Raw genomic sequence first — 21857 nt, 5'->3', positions numbered from 1 at the left:
TTTTTTATTTGTAACAGCCCGCCGGACCGTATAATCAGGAAAACCCCCAAAAAAAATGGGGGGGCCCGCCCCCCCCCCCCAAAAACAATTGGGTGAATAGGGGCGGTTTGCGGGCCCACCAAGGGGCCCCCCCCCACCGGAATGCCGGTGGGTGGGTGCCGACCGTTGGTCGGCACACCTCAACCCATCAATGCGAGCGCTGCACCGCGTAGCGGGCCAGGCCACGCAGGGCGGCCACGGCATCGTTGTCGGCCAGGCCATCCAGGGCACGCTCGGCGGCTTCGGCGTACTCTTCGGCACGGCGGCGGCTGTACTCCAGGCCGCCGGTGGCGCGGATCGCGGCCAGCACTTCCGGCATTGCCGAGGCGTCGCCGTCCTGCACGATGGTGCGCAGGCGCTCGCGGGTAGCGTCATCGGAGTGGGCCATCGCGTGGATCAGCGGCAACGTGGCCTTGCCCTCGGCGAGGTCGTCGCCCAGGTTCTTGCCCAGCTCCTCGGCGTTGGCCGAGTAGTCCAGCACGTCGTCGGCGATCTGGAATGCGTAACCCAGGTGCATGCCGTAGTCGAACAGGGCCTGCTGGGTGGCTTCATCCACGCCGCTGGCCAGCGCGCCCAGGCGGGTACCGGCGGCGAACAGCACCGCGGTCTTGCGCTCGATCACGCGCAGGTAGGCGGCTTCGTCGGTATCCGGGTTGTGCACGTGCAGCAGCTGCAGCACTTCACCCTCGGCGATGCGGTTGGTGGCATCGGCCAGGATCTGCATCACCGGCATGCGCTCCAGCTCGACCATCAGCTGGAAGCTGCGCGAGTACAGGAAGTCGCCCACCAGCACGCTGGGCGCGTTGCCCCACAGCGCGTTGGCGGTGCTGCGGCCACGCCGCAGGCTGGACTCGTCCACCACGTCGTCGTGCAGCAGGGTAGAGGTGTGGATGAACTCGATGATCGCCGCCAGCTGGTGGTGCTCCGGGCCGGCGTGGCCGACCGCGTGGCCGGCCAGCATCACCAGCATCGGGCGCAGGCGCTTGCCGCCGGCGGAAATGATGTGGTCGGCGATCTGGTTGATCAGCACGACGTCCGAGGACAGCCGGCGCCGGATCAGGGCGTCGACGGCGGCCATGTCGGCCGCGGCAAGCGACTGGATCTGGGGCAGGCCCAGGGCGGGACGGGTGTCTTCGGTGATGGTCATGCGATCAGGCTTTCAGGCTCACCATCGATTATAGGCGCTGGCCGTGAATTCGGGCGCAAACCGGCCCGAGCGGCAATTCCAGCCCGGCCTGCGCGGCCCTTCGCGTGAATACGTATGCAGGTTGCGCCATGCCCGCGAGGCCACCGCTAAGCTTGCCGGATCAGGATTTCGGCCCGCTGCCGGCGGGTCCCGCATGCCCGGAGGGGGGCTGTCGATGTCGCACTATCCATGGTGGCGCGGAGCCGTCATCTACCAGATCTACCCGCGCAGTTTCCTCGATGCCAACGGCGATGGGGTGGGCGACCTGCCGGGCATCATCGAGCGCCTGGACCACATTGCCGCGCTGGGCGTGGATGCGATCTGGATCTCGCCGTTCTTCAAGTCCCCCATGGCCGATTTCGGCTACGACATCGCCGACTACCGCGACGTCGACCCGCTGTTCGGCAGCCTGGACGACTTCGACCGCCTGCTGGCCAAGGCCCACGGCCTGGGCCTGAAGGTGATGATCGACCAAGTGCTGAGCCATACCTCGATCGAGCATGCCTGGTTCCGTGAGAGCCGCCAGGACCGCAGCAATCCGAAGGCCGACTGGTACGTGTGGGCCGACCCGCGCGAGGACGGCACCCCGCCGAACAACTGGCTGTCGCTGTTCGGTGGCGGCGCCTGGCAGTGGGAGCCGCGCCGTGAGCAGTACTACCTGCACAACTTCCTGGTCGACCAGCCGGACCTGAACTTCCACCACCCGGACGTGCAGCAGGCCACCCTGGACAATGTCCGTTTCTGGCTCGATCGCGGCGTGGATGGCTTCCGCCTGGATGCGATCAACTTCTGCTTCCACGATGCGCAGCTGCGTGACAACCCGCCCAAGCCGGCGGAGAAGCGGGTGGGGCGCGGCTTCAGCCCGGACAACCCGTACGCCTACCAGTACCACTACTACAACAACACCCAGCCGGAGAACCTGCCGTTCCTGGAGCGCCTGCGCGCGCTGCTGGATCAGTACCCGGGCGCGGTCAGCCTGGGCGAGATCTCTTCGGAGGATTCGCTGGCGACCACCGCCGAGTACACCCGCGATGGCCGCCTGCACATGGGTTACAGCTTCGAGCTGCTGGTGGATGACTACAGCGCGGCCTATATCCGCGACACGGTCTCGCGGCTGGAAGCGGCGATGACCGAAGGCTGGCCGTGCTGGGCGGTGTCCAATCACGACGTGGAGCGGGCGGTCAGCCGCTGGGGCGGCCACCCGGCCGATCCGCGCCTGGCGCGGATGCTGGTGGCGATGCTGTGCTCGCTGCGCGGCTCGGTCTGCCTGTACCAGGGCGAGGAGCTGGGCCTGGCCGAGGCCGAGGTACCGTTCGAGGCACTGCAGGACCCCTACGGCATCACCTTCTGGCCGAACTTCAAGGGCCGTGATGGCTGCCGCACCCCGCTGCCATGGACCGATGCGCCGTTAGCAGGTTTCACCAGCGGCCAGCCCTGGCTGCCGATTCCGGCCGAGCACCGGGCGGCGGCGGTGGCCGTGCAGGAACGCGACCCGCACTCGGTGCTGGCGGCGTTCCGCGCGTTCCTGGCCTGGCGGCATACCCAGCCGGCGCTTCTGCATGGCAGCATCAGATTCCTTGAAAGCGCCGAGCCTGTGCTGCTGTTCGAGCGTATGCTTGCAGATGAAACCCTCCTGCTGGCCTTCAACCTGTCGGCCGAGGCGGTGACCCATCCGCTGCCGCCGGGCAACTGGCAGCAGGTGGCGGTACCGGGCCCGGATGCGGGCACGGTGCAGGGCAACGAACTCCAGCTGCCGCCGCGCGCGGTGTATTGCGCCCGACGCAGCTGACCGTTTTCTCCGGTGGCGGTACTTGCGGGGACGGGGCCGAAGCGCCCCGTCCCTTTTTTGTGGGTGGGATTCCAGAGAACGGCATCCACGCATGGCGTGGATCTACGGGTTGGAACGTCGCTGCATGGGCCTTGCCGATCACGTGCTGGCATCCGCGCATAAGAAAACCCGCTGCCTGCGCAGCGGGTTTCCGGTCCTGCTCCCTTTGTGTTGCCGGCCAGCGGCCGGCGCTACCGGGTTCGGGGTGCCAGCCAGCGGCCGGCACGACCCGGCCGTGATCAGAACTTGTAGTTCACGCCCAGCATGTATGTGCGGCCCCACTCGATGTACTCCAGCGGGCGGTCCTTGCTGCCGGCGTAGGTGCGGTACGGCTCGTTGGTCAGGTTGCTGCCCTGCAGAAGCAGGGTCAGGCCACCCAGGGCACTGCTGTCGCTGAAGGTGTAGCTGATCTGCGCATCGGTCACGTTCTCGCCGACCACGTAGCGCAGGCTGCGGTTGCCGTTGAAGTTGCCGATCTCGCCGATGAAGTCCGAACGGCGGCGCTGGCTGACGCGTGCTTCAAAGCCGCTGCGCTCGTAATAGGCGGTGAAGTTGTACACGCGCTTGGACAGGCCCGGCAGGCTGATCGGATCACTGCCCACGCTGGAGGCGCTCTCCGGGTCCAGGATGGTGATGTCGCTCTTGTTGAAGGTCGCGCTGGCCTGCACGCCGAAGCCACGCAGGCTGTCGGTCAGCATCTCCAGCGGGAACGATGCGGTCAGTTCCAGGCCCTTCAGCGTGCCGCCCTTGCCGTTCTGCGGGGCGGAGAAGGTGCCGGTGGTCAGCACCGGTGCATCGCCTGGTTGAGAAACCCAGTTGGCCACTTGATCGCTGAAATCATAACCATCAATTGTCTGCGTATAGACGTAACTCTTCAGGTCCTTGTAGAAGATCGCCGCCGCCACGTAGGCCTTCTCGCCGAAGTACTTCTCGTAGGACAAGTCGACCGCGGTCGCACGCCAGGGATCCAGCAGAGGGTTGCCGCCACTGGCCCCGGGCTTGCCGGTTTCTCGGGCAACACCAAAGTCCAGACCGGCACGCATCTGATCCACGCGCGGGCGCGCGACTTGCTTGGCGACGGCGAAGCGAAGGGTCTGCTGGTGCGGGAAGAGGAATGCCAGGTTCAGGCTCGGCAACCAATCGTTATAAGTTTTCCCGCTGGCGATAGGAAGAACGTTCTCGCCCGCTGGGCGGGAGCGGTCAAAGTAGCGCGAATCCGAACTCTGGTCGGTGTGCTGCATCTGCACGCCGATGTTGCCGCGCACGCCGACGTCGCCGATGTCGGCGTTGATGTTCAGGCGCGCCCAGGCGGTGGTGATCTTCTCCTGTACCGTCCACGACTTGGGAATCAGGTAGTCCAGGTTGTCGACCGGGTTGAAGGTCATGTAGCGGCCCACCGCGGCCGGTACGTTCCAGGCCGGGATGGTGCCGAGGCCGGCGAAGCCCAGGTTGACCGGGCGGTACTGCAGGTCCGAGGCGATGTTGGCGTCGCCCTGCGCACCCAGCAGGATGTTGCCTTCGGACTGGGTCTTCACCTTGCGGCGGTCGGCGTAGTTCACGCCGATGTCGATGTCCGGCGCCCACGACGCGACGGCGTCGGGCAGGGCGATGGTGGCGGCCAGCTTGCCACCCTTCAGGCGGTCTTCCACCTTCGGCACCTTGCCGTAGCCGGAACCATAGATGGTGTTGGTCAGGAACAACGCATCCGGGTTGGAGTAGTTCAGGCCCGGGCTGATCTGCGAGAAGCCGTCCTGGCGGATCGACACGCCGACCGTATCCAGCTGCGGCATCGGCGTCAGCTGCAGGTTGTTTTCCAGGTTCAGCTCGTCGCGCGTGGCCTTGGAGTAGTTCAGGTCGGCGACCAGCTTGACGCCACTGAAGTTGAACTCGTTGTTCCAGCCGAACGCGTCGATCTTGTCCTTGCGCTTGTTGTACATGCCGCGTACCAGCGGGTACACGCCGCTGGCGGTGCCGCCAGTGAACGAACCATTGGCGTTGACCTGCGGGTTGCTGACCAGCAGGCCCGGGGTGTAGTTGCCGTTGTAGTTGCTGAGGTTCAGCTCGAACTGGTTGGCGGTGTCGATCTGCTCGGCTTCGGTGTGGAACGCATCGAAGGTGCTGGTCCAGCTGTTGTTCGGCCGGAACTGGATCGTGGCCATCACGCCGTCGCGCTTGTTGTTGCCGGTGCGGCGCAGCGCCTTGATGCCATCGGAGAAGTAGGTGCCGGCACCCACGCCCGGACGGTCGCCCTTGTCGGTGTGCTCGGTGGTCCACGGTTCGTACAGGCCGACCTGGTTCTCCTGGATCGGCATGTCGCTGTGCGCATAGCCGATGGCGATGCCCAGGGTCTTGTCCAGGAACTGGTCGATGTAGCTGGCGCTGAAGCGGTTGCCGTACGGATCGGTGTTGGCGGCGCGGCCCAGCGAGCTCTTCTGGTAGCGGCCACTGACCGCGATCACGCGCTCGCCGAAGCTGAGCGGGCGCGCGGTCTGCATGTCGATGGTGCCCGACAGGCCCTGGCCGACCAGTGCCGCGTCAGGGGTCTTGTACACGGTCACGCCGTTGACCAGTTCGGACGGGTACTGGTCGAACTCGACGCCACGGTTGTCGCCAGTGCTGACCACTTCGCGGCCATTGAGCAGGGTGGTGGCGAAGTCCGGCGACAGGCCGCGGACGCTGATCACCTGCGCGCGGCCCGCCACGCGCTGGGCGGCCAGGCCGGGCAGGCGCGAAATGGACTCGGCGATGCTGACGTCGGGCAGCTTGCCGATGTCTTCGGCGGAGATCGCTTCGACCACCGAGGTGGCGTCCTGCTTGACCGCGATCGCGCTCTCGATGCCGCGGCGGATGCCGGTGACCTGCACCGTATCGAGGTTGGTGGCGGCGGTGCCGGCCGGTGTGGTGGTGTTCTGCGTGGACTGTGCCGACGCCAGTGTCGGCGCCAGGACAACGGCCAGCGCGATGCTCAGCGCGCTGCGCTTGTGGTTCAACATTTTCCCCTCCCAGGCAATGTTGCAGATCGATTTGTGAGCGTTCCGGCGGGGCCGTGAACGTGCGACGCGGTGGCCGCTGTCGTCGCCGCTATGGTAGGCAGCGCGTTCTTCGCGGGAATCACCCTGCATACGTATTCAATGGCGTCTGCAGGGATGTAATCGCTTTCAAGTGTCTCGTTCTGTAGAGCCGAGCCCATGCTCGGCTGCATTTCGGTGCTACGCACCGCCGCCCGAGCGTGGGCTCGGGCGCTACGGGGGCGCAGGCAGGAAAACGTTCAGCGGATCGGCGTGAAGCGAATGGCCTGGCCACCGCCGGGTGCCAGCACCAGCGTCAGTGCATCGGCGCTGGTCACTTCGCGGGTTTCGCGAACGAACGCGAACGGGTTGCTGCGGAAATCCGCGCCTTCACCATCACGGTAGATCTCGGCGCGGTAGCGCACGCCAGGTTCCAGGAAGCCCAGTGACACCGGCAGCACGCGGCCGTGTTCATCGGTGATGCTGCCGAGGAACCAGTCGCGGCTGTTGCGGTCGCGGCGCACGATCGTCACGTAGTCACCCACTTCGCCATCGAGCACGCGGCTCTGCTCCCAGTCCACCGCCACGTCCTCGATGAAACGGAACGCCTCGCGATGCTGCAGGTAGTGTTCGGGCAGGTCGGCGGCCATCTGGATCGGGCTGTACAGCACCACGTACAGCGCCAGCTGCCGCGCCAACGTACTGGGGATGGCCTGGCCGTGGCGGCCCTTCAGGCTGAGGATGCCGGGGTGTAATCCATCGGCCCGGCCAGCATGCGGGTGAACACCAGGTTGACCTCGTGCTCCGGCGGGTTCGGTGGTTGGCCCCAGGCGTTGTACTCCATGCCGCGTGCGCCTTCGCGCGAGATCCAGTTGGGATAGGTGCGGCGCAGGCCGGTGTCCTTGATCGGCTCATGCGGGTTCACCGACAGGTGCCGGCGCGCGGCTTCCTGCACCACCTTCAGATGGTGGCGGGCCATGAACTGCCCGTCATGCCACTCGCGCCACAGTGGGCCCCCCGTGGGATTGCGGCGGTCGACCTGGCCGTCGTCGCAGACGTAGCCGGTCTTGAACTGGTCCACGCCCAGCCGTGCGTACAGGTCCAGCGCGGCGTCCAGCTGGGCCTCGTAATGTTCGATGGCGCAGCCGGTTTCATGGTGGCCGATCAGGTGCACGCCTTTCTTCAGGCCATACGCCGACAGCGCTTCGATGTCGAAATCGGGCGTGGCGCGGGTGAAATCGAAGTCGTAGCCATTGCCCACCCACATGCCGTCCCAGCCTGGGTTCCAGCCCTCCACCAGCACGCCGCGGAAGCCGTGCGCCGCGGCGAAGTCGATGACTTTTTTCGTCTTGGCGGTGGTGGCCGCGTGCTTCGGCCCGGTCGCCCAGCTCTCGTTGTCCAGGTGCATCGACCACCACACGCCCAGGTACTTGGCTGGCTTCACCCAGCTCACATCACCCAGTGCGTTGGGTTCGTTGAGGTTGAGGATCAGGTCCGATTCGACCAGGCCGCCGGCACGGTCGGCGATCTGCAGCGTGCGCCACGGCGTGGCGAAGGGCAGGGTGCGGCGCACCTTCCAGCCTTCAGCCGAGGGCGACAGCTGCGCGCGCAGGCGCTGGCCCTCGCTGCGGCGCAGCCACATGCCGGCGTAGTCCACCAGCGCAGCCTCGTGGATCGCCACGTGCAGGCCATCGCGGCTGCGCAGGGTCATCGGCGTATGCACCAGCGGTACTTCGCGCAGCGGGGTGCGCTGGTACAGGTACTCGTAGTGGATCGGCTCGCCGGCGGGGATCCACCAGGCGGTGGAGTCCTGTGCGATGGCGAACTCGGTCAGCTCGTCATCGATGATGGCCTCGTGCAGATTCGGCTGTTCGGGGAATACGTAGCGGAAGCCAAGGCCATCGTCGTAGACGCGGAACACTATATCCAGCCGGCGCTTGCTGCCGGTGGTTTCGGCCAGCTGCACGATCAGCTCGTTGAAATGGTTGCGGGTGAGCCGGCGTTCGCCCCACGGCTGGTCCCAGGTGTCATCGACGCTGCGCCGCTGCTGGCCCAGCAGAGTGAAATCGCGGTCCAGGCGACCGTCGCGCAGGGCGAAGCCGAGCTTCGAATCCTCCACCACAGTGTCGCCCAGGCGCTCGACCCGATAGCGGGCCGTGCCGCCGTCCAGCACCAGGCTGACCTTCAACACCTTGCCCGGCGATTCGACGCTGGCCACCTGGGGCGCGGCCTGTACCAGCGTGGCCCATCCGATCAGGGCCAGGCCCAGCATGTGCGCGAATACCGCGCGTACAGCAGTGGGTGACATCGGCAATTCCCCTCCCAAGGCGCCGTTGGCAGACCCAGACCATAAGCCAGCGCGTCGGGTGCGCTACCGCGCGACGCCATGAATACGTATGCAACTGGACGCAGCCGACAGCCCCGCGTCTACCATGGCGCCAGGGCACCTTGAGGGAGGGGCCGCGCCCGCCCGCCGGCAACGACGGTGCGGACCTACAACGCGTGCAGAGAGGGAGGGAGGCCGACGGGCGCGAGCCGGTCCGCCGCTTCGATGCTGAAGATCATTTGCCTGACCGCTGCCCTGGGGGCAGCGCTGGGGACGACCGCGCAGGCGGCCGACCTGCAATTCGACGGCCGCCATGCGCGCGCCGAAGCCGCTGCCAAGGGCAGCTTCGTGCTGCATGCGCCGAAGCGCGAGGTGCGCATCGCGCCGATGCCGATGCGCTGCCAGACCGGCAGCGTGATGTTCGATGCCCTGTTCGCACTGGCCCAGCAGGAGATGGACCAGGACCGCGTGGATGCGATCCGTGATCCCGCCTTCGACGAAGGCCGGCCGGTGCCCTGCGAGTGCTTCCAGACCGGCGCGCGCTGGCCCTATGTGTGGACGCGCGATGTCAGCTTTGCCGCCGATCTGGCGCTCGCACGCCTGGACCCGAAGCGCACCCGGCAGTCGCTGCAGTTCAAGCTGTCGGCGGCGCGCGATGGCCGTACGCCCGGCCTGTTCGTTGCGCAGGACACCGGCTCCGGCGGCAGCTGGCCGATCAGCAGCGACCGCGTGGTGTGGTTCCTGGCCGCGCGTCACCTGCTGGAGGATCGCGCGTTTGCCGACCAGGTCTGGCAGGCGCTGCAGGGCACGCTGGCGCAGGACCGCGCGATGGTGTTCGACGCGCAGATGGGCCTGTACCGCGGCGAGACCTCCTTCCTGGACTGGCGCGAGCAGACCTATCCAGACTGGACCCGCGAGGATGTGCGTTTCATCGGTGATTCCTACGCACTGTCCACCAACGTGCTGCACTACCAGGCACTGCGCCTGGCCGAACGCCTGGCCGGGCAGTACGGCGATGCCCGCGCGGCCGACTACAAGGCCTGGGCCGATGCATTGGCGCAGCAGATCAATGCGCGCTTCTGGCGCGAGGATATCGGCCAGTACATGAGCTACATCGGCGAAGCCGCGCACCCGGTACCGTACGCCAAGGTCGATCTGCTCGGCCTCTCGCTGGGCATCCTCGCCGAGGTGCTGCCGCCCGAGCGCGCGCGGCGTGCGCTGGCGGCGTATCCGATGGGCCCGGCTGGCAGCCCGGTGGTCTGGCCGCAGGAAGCACAACAGCCGATCTATCACAACCGGGCGATCTGGCCGTTCGTCAGTGCCTACTCGCTGCGTGCGGCGCGGCAGCTGGACGATGCGCCGCGCATCGCCGCCGAGATCCGCTCGCTGATGCGCGGTGCCGCGCTGGCAGGCTCCAACATGGAGAACTACGAACTGGTCACCCAGGCCGTCCATGTGGATGAAGGCGCGCTCAGCGGGCCGGTGGTCAATTCGGAGCGCCAGCTGTGGTCGGTGGCTGGATATCTGTCGATGGTGGTCGAGGGCGTGTTCGGCGTGCAGGACGATGGCCGCGTGCAGCCCAAGCTGCCAGCCGCGCTGGTCCCCGAACTGTTCGGCAAGCAGCGCCGCATCTCCCTGGAGGCCGATGGCAAGCGCTATGTGCTGGAGCGGCCGAAGCAGGTGGGTGATGGCCTGCTGGTGGCGGGCGAGGTAAAGACGCGTGGCGCCACCACCACCGTGCAGCTGGTGGCCACCGCAGCGGCACCGCGCAGCGTGGCGACGACGGCCGACGCCAATGCGCGCGCACCGGCCACGCCGGCCGCACCGCAGGCGCGACGCGAGGGCAGGGGCTGGAATGTCGAGGTCGCTGCCGGCCAGGTGCTGTGGCAGGACGGCCGGGCGCTCACCGCCAGCAATGGCCTGGCACGCATCGGTGACGATGGCCTGCAGCATTGTCTGAGTCTGACCCGGCGCGACGGCGCATTGGAATCGCTGCACAGTCCGATGGTCTGCGTCGGTCCGCAGCAGCGATTGAAGGGTGCCGAGCGCTGGCAGTTCACCTCGGCCAAGGCGGGGCAGGTGCGCCTGCGCCTGCAGTACAGCAACGCGAATGGGCCGATCAACACGGGCGTGACCGCCGCGGTGAAGCAGCTGGTGCTGCAGTGCCCGGGCCAGCCGTTGCAGCGGCACACCGTCACCCTGCCGCACAGCGTGGCCGTGCAGGACTCGACCTCGGCGACGTTCCCGGTGCCGAAGGGCCGATGCGCGGTCACGCTTGAAGAGGGCTTCAACATGAGCACACTGCAGCACTTCGCGCACTACACCGGGGGCAAGGGCGGGCGCGACGGCGTGCTCAACCAGGCGCAGGTGCAGGCGCTGACGGTGGCGCCCGTGGCCGTAGAGGGCGCGCGATGAATCGCCCCGCCAAACCCCAGCTGTCGTTCTGGCAGATCTGGAACATGTGTTTCGGTTTTCTCGGCATCCAGTTCGGCTTCGCCCTGCAGAATGCCAACGCCAGCCGCATTTTCGAGACGCTGGGCGCGGACATCGACGCGGTACCGGGGCTGTGGATCGCCGCGCCGCTGACCGGCCTGCTGGTGCAGCCGGTGATCGGTTACCTGTCCGATCGCACCTGGACGCGCTGGGGGCGGCGCCGTCCGTTCTTCATGATCGGTGCGGTGCTGACCACGCTGGCCCTGCTGGTGATGCCGAATTCACCGACGCTGTGGATCGCGGCCGGCACGCTGTGGGTGCTCGATGCCTCGATCAACGTATCGATGGAGCCGTTCCGAGCCTTCGTCGGCGACCAGCTGGCGCCACGCCAGCGTCCGGCCGGCTATGCGATGCAGAGCTTCTTCATCGGTGTGGGCGCCATCGTCGCCAGCTTCCTGCCGTTCATCCTGGCCCACTTCGGCGTTGCCAATACGGCCGCCGCCGGTGAGGTGCCGGACACCGTGCGCTATGCGTTCTACTTCGGCGCGGCGGTGCTGCTGGCGGCGATCACCTGGACGGTGGTCAGCACCCGCGAATATTCACCAGCAGAACTGGCTGCCTTCGATGATGCCGAGCCGCCGGCGCATCATGCGGGAGCGGTGATCAACGGCCCGGCGCCATGGACGCGGGTGGCCCTGTGGCTAGGGCTGGGTGTGCTGTTGGCGCTGCTGATCACCTGGCGGCAAGGCGACAGGATGCTGTACGTGCTGGCAGGCCTGTGCGCCGGCTACGGCCTGCTGCTGGCGGCCGCGCGCGCGTTGCCGGCCACGCATATGCTGGCCGCCATCGTCGGCGACCTGCGCGCGATGCCGGTGACCATGCGCCGCCTGGCGTGGGTGCAGTTCTTCTCATGGTTCGCGCTTTTCGCCATGTGGATCTACACCACTGCTGCGGTGGCCGGTACCCACTTCGGTTCGACCGATCCACAGTCGGCGGCCTACAACGAAGGTGCCAACTGGGTGGGCGTGCTGTTTGGCGCCTACAACGGCTTCGCTGCGCTGGCGGCGGTGCTGATTCCGCCGATGGTGCGTGCGATCGGCCTGCGCTGGAGCCACCTGGTCAACCTGTGGCTGGGCGCTGCCGGCCTGGTCTCGCTGATGTTCATCCGCGACCCGCACTGGCTGCTGCTGTCGATGGTGGGTGTGGGCTTTGCCTGGGCATCGATCCTGTCGTTGCCGTATGCACTGCTGTCCGACAGCGTGCCTGCGTCGAAGATGGGTGTGTACATGGGCATCTTCAATTTCTTCATCGTGATCCCGCAGCTGGTGGCGGCCAGTGCGCTTGGCTTTGCCCTGCGCGCATGGCTGGGTGGCCAGCCGATGCATGTGCTGGTGCTGGGCGGCTGCAGCCTGTTCGTCGCCGGCCTGTGCGTGCTGCGGGTTCCGTCCCGTCCGGAGGTGGTGTGATGCGTGGTGTCCTGGCTGTTGCCGTTTCCCTTGCCCTGTTCGCCGGCCAGGCCGTGGCCACGCCGCGCCCGGACTACGTCGGCACCACCGAACCGTTCGCCAGCGATGCGGTGTACTTCGTGGTCACCGACCGCTTCGTCAACGGTGATCCATCCAACGATCATCGCGACCAGGGTGGCGCGCACCGCACCTTCGATATTCCGGTGCCATGCCCGGACAAGGTGGACGGCAACATCGGCTACCTCGGCGGTGACTTCCGCGGCGTACTCGACAATGCGCAGTACATCCGCAACCTCGGCTTCGGCGCGGTGTGGATCACGCCGATCGTGGATAACCCCGACCAAGCTTTCACCGGCAGCAAGCCGATCAGCTGCACCAGCACGCTGACCGACCGTGGCAAGACCGGCTACCACGGCTACTGGGGCATCAACTTCTACAGACTCGATGAGCACCTGCCCAGCAGGGACCTGGACTTCGCCGGACTGACCAAGGGCCTGCACGGTGCCGGCCTGAAGGTGGTGCTGGACATCGTCGGCAACCACGGTTCGCCGGCCTGGACCATGCCGACACGGCAACCGCAGTTCGGTCAGATCTTCGACAAGGATGGAAAGTTGATCGCCGACCACCAGAACCTGCCGCCGCAGAAGCTGGACCCGGAGCACAACCCGCTGCACGCGTTCTACAACAACATCGGTCCGGTCGACAGCAAGGACGGCTCGATCTTCGACGGCAACCTGGCCGAGCTGTCCGACTTCAACCAGGACAATCCGGCGGTGATGGATTACCTGGTCGGCGCTTACCTGCAGTGGACCGCGCAGGGCGTGGACGCATTGCGCATCGACACCATCGGCTGGCTGCCGCACCCGTGGTGGCATGAATTCGTCAAGCGCATCCGCGCCGAGCATCCGGGCATGTTCATGTTCGGCGAAGCCTTCGACTACAACGCGGCGACCATTGCCGAGCACACCTGGCCGGCCAACGCCAATGTCAGCGTGCTCGACTTCCCGTTGCGCGGTGCTCTGGAGCAGACCTTCGGCACCGCCGGCAAGGGCTTCGAGACGCTGGCCGAGCCGCTGCACCTGAGCGGTGGCCCGTATGCCAATCCGTACGAGCTGATGAGCTTCTACGACAACCACGACATGCCGCGCCTGCAGGCCAGTGACAACGGCTTCATCGACGCGCACAACTGGCTGTTCACCGCGCGCGGCATTCCGGTGGTCTATTACGGTTCGGAAACCGGCTTCATGCGCGGCCGCGCCGAGCATGCCGGCAACCGGGCCTACTTTGGCCAAGCGCGCGTGGACGCCGCGCCGCAGAGCCCGATCTTCGCGCCGCTGCAGCGCATCGCCAAACTGCGTGAAGCGACCCCGGCACTGCAGCGTGGCTTGCAGGTGAACGAGCGCCTGCACGGCGACGAAGCGGTGTTCCTGCGCGTGCTGCAGCAGGAAGATCTGGCGCAGACGGCGCTGGTGCTGCTGAACAAGGGCGATGTGGCGCGCACCTTCGAGGTGGATCGCTACCTGCAGGCCGGCACGTGGCGTGACGCGCTGGATGGCGGCACGGTGAACGTCGAGCGGCAGCTGAAGACTAACGTGCCGGCGCATGGGGTAAAGGTCTATGTGCTGGACGCCACCGTGCAGCAGCCGGCACTGCAGGCCGAACTGGACAAGGCGATGGCTGACCAGCGGGCACGGGACCAGCGCCTGGGGCGGTAGTGCCGGTCGCTGGCCGGCAACTCATGAATCCATGGTCCCTTCAGGTGCCGGCCAGCGGCCGGCACTACCGGGGGGACCACATCCGGCACAATAGGCACCCCTCACGCCGTGCCGCACCGCCATGACCGACCTCGCCCCGCAGACCCCGATCGAAACCCTGCTGAAGGCGGCGATGGACGGGGCGGTGCCGATCCGCGCCTTCATGGAAGCCTTCGTCGCCTCCGAGGTGGTGCTGCAGACCGGCAGCCTGGTGACCCCCGACGGCAGCGGCTTCGACCCGCTGCTGTTTGACAAGCAGGGCACCCTGCACGTGGCCGTGTTTACCGACCCATCGCGGGTGGGCATCTACAGCCAGCAGGCCGAACACCAGATCCGCTGGCTGATGCTGGACGTGCTGCGTCGCGTGCCGGGTGGCTACGGCGTGGTGATCAACCCCGGCACCGCGCTGGGCTTCGAGATCTCGCCCAGCGGCGTCGGCGAGATCCTGAAGGACTTCGCCCAGGGTTGATTGTCATGTAGAGCCGAGCCCATGCTCGGCTGCCGTTCGCGCCATGCCGGATCAGTCGAGCACGGCCCGACCCTACAGAACGCTTCCCTTCGGGTGCAGTACGTGGTTCCTTTTGGATAACACCAGGATCGAGGCTCTGCTGTGGAATTGAAGGAATTACCTGTCGGCTCACCGGCACGATCACGCCATTCCCGCTCCGCACTGATCTTCCTGATCGCAGCCATCGTTGCCGCGCTGGTGTCCGTGCCCCTGCTGCGCGCGGTGGGCATGGTGCAGTGGCCGGCCTTCGCCATTGCCTGGCTGATCAACCTGGGTTCGGCCTGGTATCTGGCCCAGTGGGCACGCGAGCAGGGCCGTTCGGCGTGGGCCTACGGATTGCCGGCGGTGCTCGGTACCGTCGCCTCGATCGTGGTCTATGTGCTGTTGGCGTTGCTGGGGCCGAAGGCCGGGGCACGCTGAACCTGCGCGCCTGTCGCGGGTAGTTTGCCGAGCACGGCTCGGCACTGGCACTAGGGTAAGACCAAGCCAAACAACAAGGGCGAGGCCAAGAGCGATCCCGCCCTGCGGCGCCTACCCGCGCAGCGACGATTCCCGCACCACCAGCTTCACCGGGATGCTCTGGCTCTCCACCGGCTGCCGGCCGATCAGCGTCAGCAGGCGCTCCACCAGCAGCTGGCCGGCCTGCTTGGTGTCCTGCTGCACCGTGGTCAGCGCCGGGGATACCGAAGCGGCCAGCGGGATATCGTCGAAGCCGGTCACCGCCACGTCCTGCGGTACCCGCAGCCCGGCCTCGCGCAGGGCGCGCATCGCACCGATGGCGATCAGGTCGCTGGCCGCGCAGATCGCATCGATCGGCTCGCCGCGCGCCAGCAGGGCCTGGCAGGCCTCCTGGCCGGAGGCCTCGGTGGTGATCGCATCGTGCTGCAGCGCCGGTTCGGCGGCCAGGCCGTGGTCCTGCAGGGCCGCGACATGGCCGCGGTAGCGCTCCTGGAATTCGGGGTAGTGGCTGGAGGCATGGCCAAGGAAGGCGATGCGGCGGCAGCCCTGCAGCAGCAGATGGGTGGTGATGTCATGCCCGCCCTGGAAGTTGTCGCTGCCGATCGAGACACCGGGCTGGCCGGGCAGGGCGGCGCCCCAGCGCACGAAGTGCGTGCCCTGTTCGACCAGCCGCTGCAGGCGGTCGCGCGATTCGTGGTAGTCACCGTAGCCGAGCAGGATGATGCCGTCGGCCTTGTTGCTGTCTTCGTAATCTGCCTGCCAGTCGGTGGACAGCTGCTGGAACGACACCAGCAGGTCCTGCCCGTGCAGGGCGCAGGCGCGGGTGATCGAGCCCAGCATCGAATGGAAGAACGGGTTGATCAGCGAATCGTCGTTGGTCGGGTCCTCGAAGAACAGCAGGGCCAGCGTGCCGGCATTGCGCAGGCGCAGGCTGGAGGCGTTCTTGTCGACCTTGTAGTTCAGCTCGCGGGCGATGCGCAGGATGCGCTCGCGGGTCTCGGCGTTGACCATCGGGCTACCACGCAGGGCCCGCGACACGGTCGGCTGGGAGACCCCGGCCAGGTGGGCGATGTCGAGGGAGGTGGCTTTGCCTTTGATCGTCATGGGCGGGCGGAGCGGGCAGGTGGAAGGTGCCCGGGCATGATGCCATGCGCAGACGCGAATGCCTCTCTGGACGTCGGTCGGGGCGAAGGTAAGTCATTGCCGGACAAGGAAATCAGCCTGATCCTTCGGTGCGGTCGGGGTCTCCTGACCGGGCGGACGGCGGCGGCAATGGTAAGATGCGTCGTTCTCGCATTCCCCAAAATTTCACCAGGGGCGGCCCAGCGTACTGCACCCCGCCCGGGGCTGTGCTATCACTGGCGGTCTGCCCCTGGACAACGGACGAAGGTACCTATGGCGCGCGGCATCAACAAAGTCATCCTGGTCGGCAATCTCGGCAACGACCCGGACGTGAAGTACACCCAGGGCGGCATGGCGATCACCCGCATCAGCCTGGCCACCACCAGCGTCCGCAAGGACAAGGATGGCAACCAGCAGGAGCGCACCGAATGGCACCGCGTGGTGTTCTTCGGCAAGCTCGGCGAGATCGCCGGCGAGTACCTGCGCAAGGGCAGCTCGGTCTACGTCGAAGGCAGCCTGCGTTACGACAAGTACACCGGCCAGGACGGCGTGGAGAAGTACTCCACCGATATCATCGCTGATGAAATGCAGATGCTGGGCGGCCGCGGTGAAGGCGGCGGCGGTGGTGGCGGCAACTACGGCGGCGATCGTCCGCAGCGCCAGCAGGCGCCGCGCCAGGAGTACGGCGGCGGTGGCGGCGGCCAGCGTGGTGGCCAGGGCGGTGGCTATGGCAACCAGGGCGGCAACCAGGGCGGCGGCTACGGCAACCAGGGTGGCAACCAGCGTCCGCAGCCGCAGCAGGCGCCGCCGATGGACGACTTCGCTGACGACGATATTCCGTTCTAGCGAATACTAGATCAATAGTGGTGATATAGCTTCGAGGAAGGCCCTGTTTTTACAGGGCTTTTCTTTTTTCTACGCTGACTTGCGTAGTCGAAAATTTCATATACAGTTGTACATATGCAAAAACAGTAGAAGAAGAGTGATGGCCATGCTGTCAGTTCATGTGCTTGGCGAAGGAGAACGAGTTCCAATGCTCCACGACGAGCAGGGCGTGCCTTTGTTCTACCCGACCCTGTTCGCTACTTCCCAGCTTCGGAATGCCGGGGCAGCCGTCAACACGATCCGAAACAAGCTTGCCGACATCGTTGTACTTCTGCGCTGGGAGCAGGCCAATGGCCGAGACCTGATCACCGAGTTCCGCAGCGGGCGCCTTCTCACAGTTTCAGACATAGTGTCGCTTCGAGATTTCGCCAAGCTCGACATGCGGGAGTTGAGTTCAGTTGGAGAAGGTGACAAGAAACGAAGCGTCGTCATCGATTTTCTCGAGGCGCGAGTTGCCTCAAATCAGGTGCTGGCCACCATTGGTGGGCAACAGCATTTCAACCGTATCAGCACGTTTGCCGACTATCTGGAATTTACGGCTTCGGTCGTTACACAGCACCAGAACTCGTCTCGAACCGCTCAAGAAATTGCGCGGATGGCCAGAACCATTCGCAAGCACCGACCGCGCGGGTTGGCAAAACAGAGGGATGACGATTTGGATCTGCGCTCGCCACCCTCCGAGTTGGTCGAGCGATTCATGGCGATAGGCACTGAGGGTGATCCGCGCAATCCGTTCCGGCATCCGGAAGTCCAGCTCCGCAATGCCATCATCTTCGGGCTGCTAAGACACACCGGAATGCGACGAGGAGAGCTATTGAGCTTGCGACTCGACCAGTTCGACTTGGGCCATGAGCCGCACGTCTGGGTTCGGCGCAATCAGGATGATAAGCATGACCCGCGACCCTATCAGCCGGTAACGAAGACCAAGGAGCGGCCATTACCGATACCTGAGGCGCTCGCCAATCAGATCGACCGTTACATGCTGAATGTCCGTTCCAGGATCGGCCCCGCCAGAAGGCATCCGTATCTACTTGTCTCGCACAGGAAGGGCGATACATGGGGCAAGCCACTCTCCACCTCAGCTCTGAGTAGCCAGATCTTTTCGCGGATGCGCGCGGTGGACCCCGCCTTTGAGGCGATCCATCCCCACGCCTTTCGACACCATTTCAATTACGAGCTTTCCGTCAGCATTGACAAGCACAACGCCAAGATCCGGTCGGGTGAAGATGCTGAGGCATTGCCGTTCAGCGAGGCTAGGGAGCTGGATGTTCGTGCTTTCCTGAACGGTCATCGCAGCAAGGCATCGGGAGCGACGTACAACCGGCGTCACATTCGTGAAGCCAGCGACAAGGCTGCTCGTCAGGTGCAGGCCGCTCATCCCAAGCGTAGCGATAACTCCAAGGGGGGCGGTGGTGATTCGCGCTAATCCAAAGCAGGTCGATGTCGAGGGAAAGTCGACCGCTCAGACAGTGTCTAAGGATGGTTATCCCTTCAAGCCTTCGGATAAACATTGGCAATTAAACAAGGACGTGCAGATTTCACTAGCGCTGCCGGGGGGGGTTGAAGCTAGAACCGAGGCTGGCTTTCGCGCCACGCTGTTGCGCTATGCGGAAGAGGCATCCGCTCGTCATGCGCGAAATATGGAGACGCGTTTCAAGCGATACCTGCGGGATACAGGAGCGTCGCGGGTGACCGTGGTTGACCTCATCAACTGGCGCGCCAGCCTTGCGGCAGACGAGCAATATCAGTTAGGCGGCCTGAAGGGCTTTCTGCTTGCCTGGCATGACTACGGATTTGACGGCGTCACTAGCGAAGTCGTTGATCTCCTCCAAAGCTGGCGAATAAAGGGGAATGAAAAGGGGGCGGCCGTTGCTAGTGGTTGCCCCGAGAATGGGCCCTACACCGACCTCGAGATGGCTGCGCTCCTGGATTGGGCGAACCTCGCGGTAGCACGAAAGGACATTGCATTCGAGGACTACGCATATCTGCTCACCTTGGCGATGACCGCGCGCCGTCCCGTCCAGATCGCTGCTCTCAGGGGGCGGGATCTCGTTCGTGAAACAGGTGAAGGCGCGCCCATGTTTAGGCTCAACATTCCGCGAGCCAAGCAACGTGGCATCGCTTTTCGAGGTGCCTACCGGTCTCTTGCCATCCTTGAAGACCTATATCTGGTGCTTCGGCAGCAGCATCGACAGTCCGTCGCCGCAGTTCTCGAGGCGATTGGGGGGGCGGTTGATCCTGCCTTGGTAGGTGAGGTGCCGATCTTTCTCAATCGCAAGAAGCTTGAGGATGTTGGAAATTTAGACGAGCTCACCGACTATCTGATGGGTGGCGCGCCAGATCAACTGCATTCAAAAATTGACTCGCTCGATTCCGCTCTACAGCGTTGCGCGAAGGCGTCGACTGCGCACTCGGAGCGTACTGGTGAGTTTATTCGTTTTTCCGCACTGCGATTCCGACACACGCGAGGCACGAAGCTTCGCCGAGAGGGATTCGGTGCAGTCATCATCGCCGAGTTGCTGGATCATTCCGACACCCAGAACGTCCATGTGTACACGGAGAACACCGCTCAAGAGGCGGTAGTCATCAATGAGCTAGTGGGTGCTCGACTCGCTCCCTTCGCGCAAGCCTGCCTCGGCAAGCTTGTCCACTCTGAACGTAAGGCAGTTCGCGGTGACGATCCGCGGAGCCGTGTGCCGAATGATCGTCAACACGCGGTGGGGACCTGCGGTAACTATGGATTCTGCGCTAGCGGCTACCGAGCCTGCTACACATGCTTTCACTTCCAGCCGTGGGTCGACGGGCCGCATGAAGAGGTGCTGGTGGACCTATATGCCGAGAAGGAGCGCACCCGGGAGGCAGGCTGTTCCAACGTCATTGTTAATGCTAATGACCAACTGATCCTTGCTGTCGAGCACTGTGTTTCGATGTGCAAGGATGCGAGGGCTCAGATGCTCGACGCGAATCTGTTGGAGGCGGGCACCCATGGGTGATGTCGTCCAGTTCGTTCCCCGCGCTGAGCGTGAAGCCAGCGGAAACCTTGCCGACTTCATACGCTTGGCAAAAGAGGGTCTGACTGCCTTCGCGAATGGTGGCGCTTGGGATCGCGACAAGTGGCAGCAAAACGAGACCATAGTCGTCTTCGCAACGAAAACAGCACCTCTGAACTCATACTCTTTCACGCCCTTCGTCGAACCATTCATGCAGTTCGCAAAGGCATACAATCGATACAGATATAGCCACAGGCCAGTCAAGAGCTTGGCAATGATGCTCCAAGCACTTCGCTGCGTGGAGGCAGGATTGCTGGCGGCTTGCGGCCGAGGAGATGTCGGACTCCTGAGTGGTGCGGTAATGGACGTTTGCGCCAACAAGTGCAAGGAGTTCTACTCCAGCGAGGACGTGCACCACAAGACCGGGCTCCAACTTCAAGCTGTATTCGACTTCTTACGTGAGAACAGCCTTGTCCCGTCGTTGCCGGCTTGGAAGTCTCCTTTCAAGAAGCCGGTGATCCTGACCGAGGATCTCGGCGAAGCGGGACAGGCCCATCGCATGAAAAAGCTTCCCACCAATGAGGCAATGCTCGCAGTTGCTGACGTGTTTGCCCTGGCCGACGATCGGGAGAGTCAGTTTTACTCATCAATCTTCATCCTGCTTATGGCCGCGCCAGGCCGCGTCTCCGAAGTGCTGAAGCTTCCTATTGACTGCATCCAGTGGGAGGAAGATGACGACGGTAATCTTCAGATGTTCCTGCGTTGGAATGCGGCCAAGGGCAAAGGAGCGACGAAGAAGTGGGTCGTGCCTGTCATGCATGACGTCGTGAAAGAGGCCGTCCGGCGCCTGATCGAAATCGGTGCTCCTGCACGTGAGTTAGTCAGGGCGGCGTTCGAAGGCTCCACGTCTTCGTCTGAAGATGTCGGCACGTCCAATCTCATCAAAGAATTTGGCGGCTTCTACTGGCCCTTCCTTGATGAGAAGAGGGTGCTGACGACCTGGAGTGCTCTGTGCCTGCATCGAGAGAATGAATTCAGTCGCGAGAAGGAAATTAGGCCAGACTCATGGCGGATTCCAAGCGCTAACGAGGTGAATAAGCGCTTGGGCGCTGGCAGCGGCCACGGCGAATCTCTTTTTGACCGTATGGGCCTGCGGAATTTGGATGGCACGCGCATCACGTTGACATCGCACCAGCTCCGTCATTGGCTCAGCACGATGTCAGAACGGGCGGGCATGGACGATTACAGCCTGGCGCGCTGGGCCGGTCGCGCAAAGGTTTCCGACAACCGTCATTACGACCATCGCTCGCCGGAGGAACGCCTAGAGGCTGCCCGTGGGCTGCTTCCGATGCAGCCTGCCCCATTGCTCGAACGCATCAAGCAGCGTCAACCGGTGACGTATCAGGAACTTGGGACTGATCGGCTGGGAACGGCCAAAGCCACGCTCTATGGCATGTGCGTGCACGACTACGCCATGGCACCGTGCCAGAAACAGCGCGAATGCATGACCTGCAAGGAGCATGCTTGCATCAAGGGTGATCACGTTGCGCTAGACCGGATTCGCCTCTTGGAGGCGCAGACGGAAAAACTGCTCCAGCAGGCCATGAAAGCTCATGAGGATGGCGACTTTGGTGCCGACCGCTGGGTGGACAATCACAAGTGGAAGCTCGCGCACGTCAAGGCAATGAGGATGGCATTGGAGCATCCCAATGTTCTGGAGGGAGCGGTCCTCAGGATTCCGGATGGGCACGATCCTTCTCCGGTTCGCCGTGCTCTCATGGATCTTGGCGTTGTCGAAGTGCCCTCCATGGATGCGCTTGGTCCGAAAATGATTGCCTTGGCTCTTACCTGAC

The 21857-nt window shown here is 64.7% G+C and carries 13 protein-coding genes and 1 pseudogene; 10 read left to right on the top strand and 4 right to left on the bottom strand.

Translation table 11 applies throughout. The features are described 5' to 3' along the window. Positions 1-187 precede the first annotated feature (187 nt). Positions 188-1186 (bottom strand): polyprenyl synthetase family protein, encoded by a 999-nt coding sequence (locus tag WDC87_RS09805; protein WP_111007894.1) that lies wholly within the window; start codon positions 1184-1186, stop codon positions 188-190. 214 nt (positions 1187-1400) lie between these two features. On the opposite strand from WDC87_RS09805, the gene WDC87_RS09800 reads away from it, so the two are divergent. Then, a complete protein-coding gene (locus WDC87_RS09800) occupies positions 1401-3014 on the top strand; it encodes an alpha-glucosidase family protein (protein ID WP_111007895.1) in 1614 nt (537 codons plus the stop codon). A 278-nt stretch (positions 3015-3292) separates the two neighbouring features. Here WDC87_RS09800 and WDC87_RS09795 read toward each other — a convergent pair whose 3' ends face one another. Together WDC87_RS09795 and WDC87_RS09790 are read right to left on the bottom strand one after the other, a co-directional pair. After that, a complete protein-coding gene (locus tag WDC87_RS09795) occupies positions 3293-6046 on the bottom strand; it encodes a TonB-dependent receptor (protein WP_252745231.1) in 2754 nt (917 codons plus the stop codon). 275 nt (positions 6047-6321) lie between these two features. After that, positions 6322-8333, bottom strand: a pseudogene (locus WDC87_RS09790) (glycoside hydrolase family 97 protein). Between the two features lie 279 nt (positions 8334-8612). Between WDC87_RS09790 and WDC87_RS09785 the strand changes: the two are divergent. The 5 genes from WDC87_RS09785 to WDC87_RS09765 all read left to right on the top strand — a co-directional run bounded on the left by WDC87_RS09785 (position 8613) and on the right by WDC87_RS09765 (position 14968). Then, on the top strand, positions 8613-10802 hold the full coding sequence (locus WDC87_RS09785; protein ID WP_252745232.1) for a Six-hairpin glycosidase-like protein: 2190 nt from the start codon (positions 8613-8615) through the stop codon (positions 10800-10802). After that, on the top strand, positions 10799-12286 hold the full coding sequence (locus WDC87_RS09780; RefSeq protein ID WP_164092705.1) for an MFS transporter: 1488 nt from the start codon (positions 10799-10801) through the stop codon (positions 12284-12286). Before WDC87_RS09785 ends, WDC87_RS09780 begins: the two co-directional genes overlap by 4 nt. Then, positions 12286-14001, top strand: a complete 1716-nt coding sequence (locus WDC87_RS09775) for an alpha-amylase family glycosyl hydrolase (RefSeq protein ID WP_252745233.1) — start codon at positions 12286-12288, stop codon at positions 13999-14001. The genes WDC87_RS09780 and WDC87_RS09775 overlap by 1 nt, the downstream gene beginning before the upstream one ends. Positions 14002-14122: 121 nt before the next feature. Beyond that, positions 14123-14509 carry an SseB family protein gene (locus WDC87_RS09770; RefSeq protein WP_072168643.1) on the top strand — a complete coding sequence of 129 codons (387 nt, stop codon included), beginning with the start codon at positions 14123-14125 and terminating at the stop codon, positions 14507-14509. Between the two features lie 141 nt (positions 14510-14650). Beyond that, positions 14651-14968 (top strand): hypothetical protein, encoded by a 318-nt coding sequence (locus WDC87_RS09765; protein WP_088496556.1) that lies wholly within the window; start codon positions 14651-14653, stop codon positions 14966-14968. Between the two features lie 111 nt (positions 14969-15079). On the opposite strand, the gene WDC87_RS09760 is transcribed toward WDC87_RS09765, so the two are convergent. After that, the gene (locus tag WDC87_RS09760) at positions 15080-16111 is read right to left on the bottom strand and encodes a LacI family DNA-binding transcriptional regulator (RefSeq protein ID WP_088496557.1); all 1032 of its coding nucleotides are present in this window, start codon (positions 16109-16111) and stop codon (positions 15080-15082) included. A 291-nt stretch (positions 16112-16402) separates the two neighbouring features. On the opposite strand from WDC87_RS09760, the gene WDC87_RS09755 reads away from it, so the two are divergent. From WDC87_RS09755 to WDC87_RS09740, 4 genes are all read left to right on the top strand, one after another. Further along, positions 16403-16975, top strand: a complete 573-nt coding sequence (locus WDC87_RS09755) for a single-stranded DNA-binding protein (protein WP_043034165.1) — start codon at positions 16403-16405, stop codon at positions 16973-16975. Positions 16976-17114: 139 nt separating this feature from the next. Next, positions 17115-18440: a site-specific integrase gene (locus WDC87_RS09750; protein ID WP_223276829.1), complete on the top strand. Its 1326-nt coding sequence runs from the start codon at positions 17115-17117 to the stop codon at positions 18438-18440. Further along, a complete protein-coding gene (locus tag WDC87_RS09745) occupies positions 18427-20007 on the top strand; it encodes a site-specific integrase (RefSeq protein WP_252745234.1) in 1581 nt (526 codons plus the stop codon). The genes WDC87_RS09750 and WDC87_RS09745 overlap by 14 nt, the downstream gene beginning before the upstream one ends. Beyond that, positions 20000-21856 carry a hypothetical protein gene (locus tag WDC87_RS09740; protein WP_252745235.1) on the top strand — a complete coding sequence of 619 codons (1857 nt, stop codon included), beginning with the start codon at positions 20000-20002 and terminating at the stop codon, positions 21854-21856. The genes WDC87_RS09745 and WDC87_RS09740 overlap by 8 nt, the downstream gene beginning before the upstream one ends. The last annotated feature ends 1 nt before the right edge of the window (position 21857 follow it).

This window comes from Stenotrophomonas maltophilia group sp. Smal12, assembly GCF_037079935.1.
Lineage (GTDB): Bacteria > Pseudomonadota > Gammaproteobacteria > Xanthomonadales > Xanthomonadaceae > Stenotrophomonas > Stenotrophomonas sepilia.
This window is presented reverse-complemented; position numbering and strand designations above follow the sequence as displayed.

What these genes read in the sequence shown, in the direction of transcription:
- WDC87_RS09750 (WP_223276829.1), top strand. Translation starts at nt 17,115, where the DNA reads ATGGCCATGCTGTCAGTTCATGTGCTTGGCGAAGGAGAACGAGTTCCA.
- WDC87_RS09755 (WP_043034165.1), top strand. Translation starts at nt 16,403, where the DNA reads ATGGCGCGCGGCATCAACAAAGTCATCCTGGTCGGCAATCTCGGCAAC.
- WDC87_RS09795 (WP_252745231.1), bottom strand. Translation starts at nt 6,046, where the DNA reads ATGTTGAACCACAAGCGCAGCGCGCTGAGCATCGCGCTGGCCGTTGTC.
- WDC87_RS09805 (WP_111007894.1), bottom strand. Translation starts at nt 1,186, where the DNA reads ATGACCATCACCGAAGACACCCGTCCCGCCCTGGGCCTGCCCCAGATC.
- WDC87_RS09780 (WP_164092705.1), top strand. Translation starts at nt 10,799, where the DNA reads ATGAATCGCCCCGCCAAACCCCAGCTGTCGTTCTGGCAGATCTGGAAC.
- WDC87_RS09775 (WP_252745233.1), top strand. Translation starts at nt 12,286, where the DNA reads ATGCGTGGTGTCCTGGCTGTTGCCGTTTCCCTTGCCCTGTTCGCCGGC.
- WDC87_RS09800 (WP_111007895.1), top strand. Translation starts at nt 1,401, where the DNA reads ATGTCGCACTATCCATGGTGGCGCGGAGCCGTCATCTACCAGATCTAC.
- WDC87_RS09770 (WP_072168643.1), top strand. Translation starts at nt 14,123, where the DNA reads ATGACCGACCTCGCCCCGCAGACCCCGATCGAAACCCTGCTGAAGGCG.
- WDC87_RS09785 (WP_252745232.1), top strand. Translation starts at nt 8,613, where the DNA reads ATGCTGAAGATCATTTGCCTGACCGCTGCCCTGGGGGCAGCGCTGGGG.
- WDC87_RS09760 (WP_088496557.1), bottom strand. Translation starts at nt 16,111, where the DNA reads ATGACGATCAAAGGCAAAGCCACCTCCCTCGACATCGCCCACCTGGCC.
- WDC87_RS09740 (WP_252745235.1), top strand. Translation starts at nt 20,000, where the DNA reads ATGGGTGATGTCGTCCAGTTCGTTCCCCGCGCTGAGCGTGAAGCCAGC.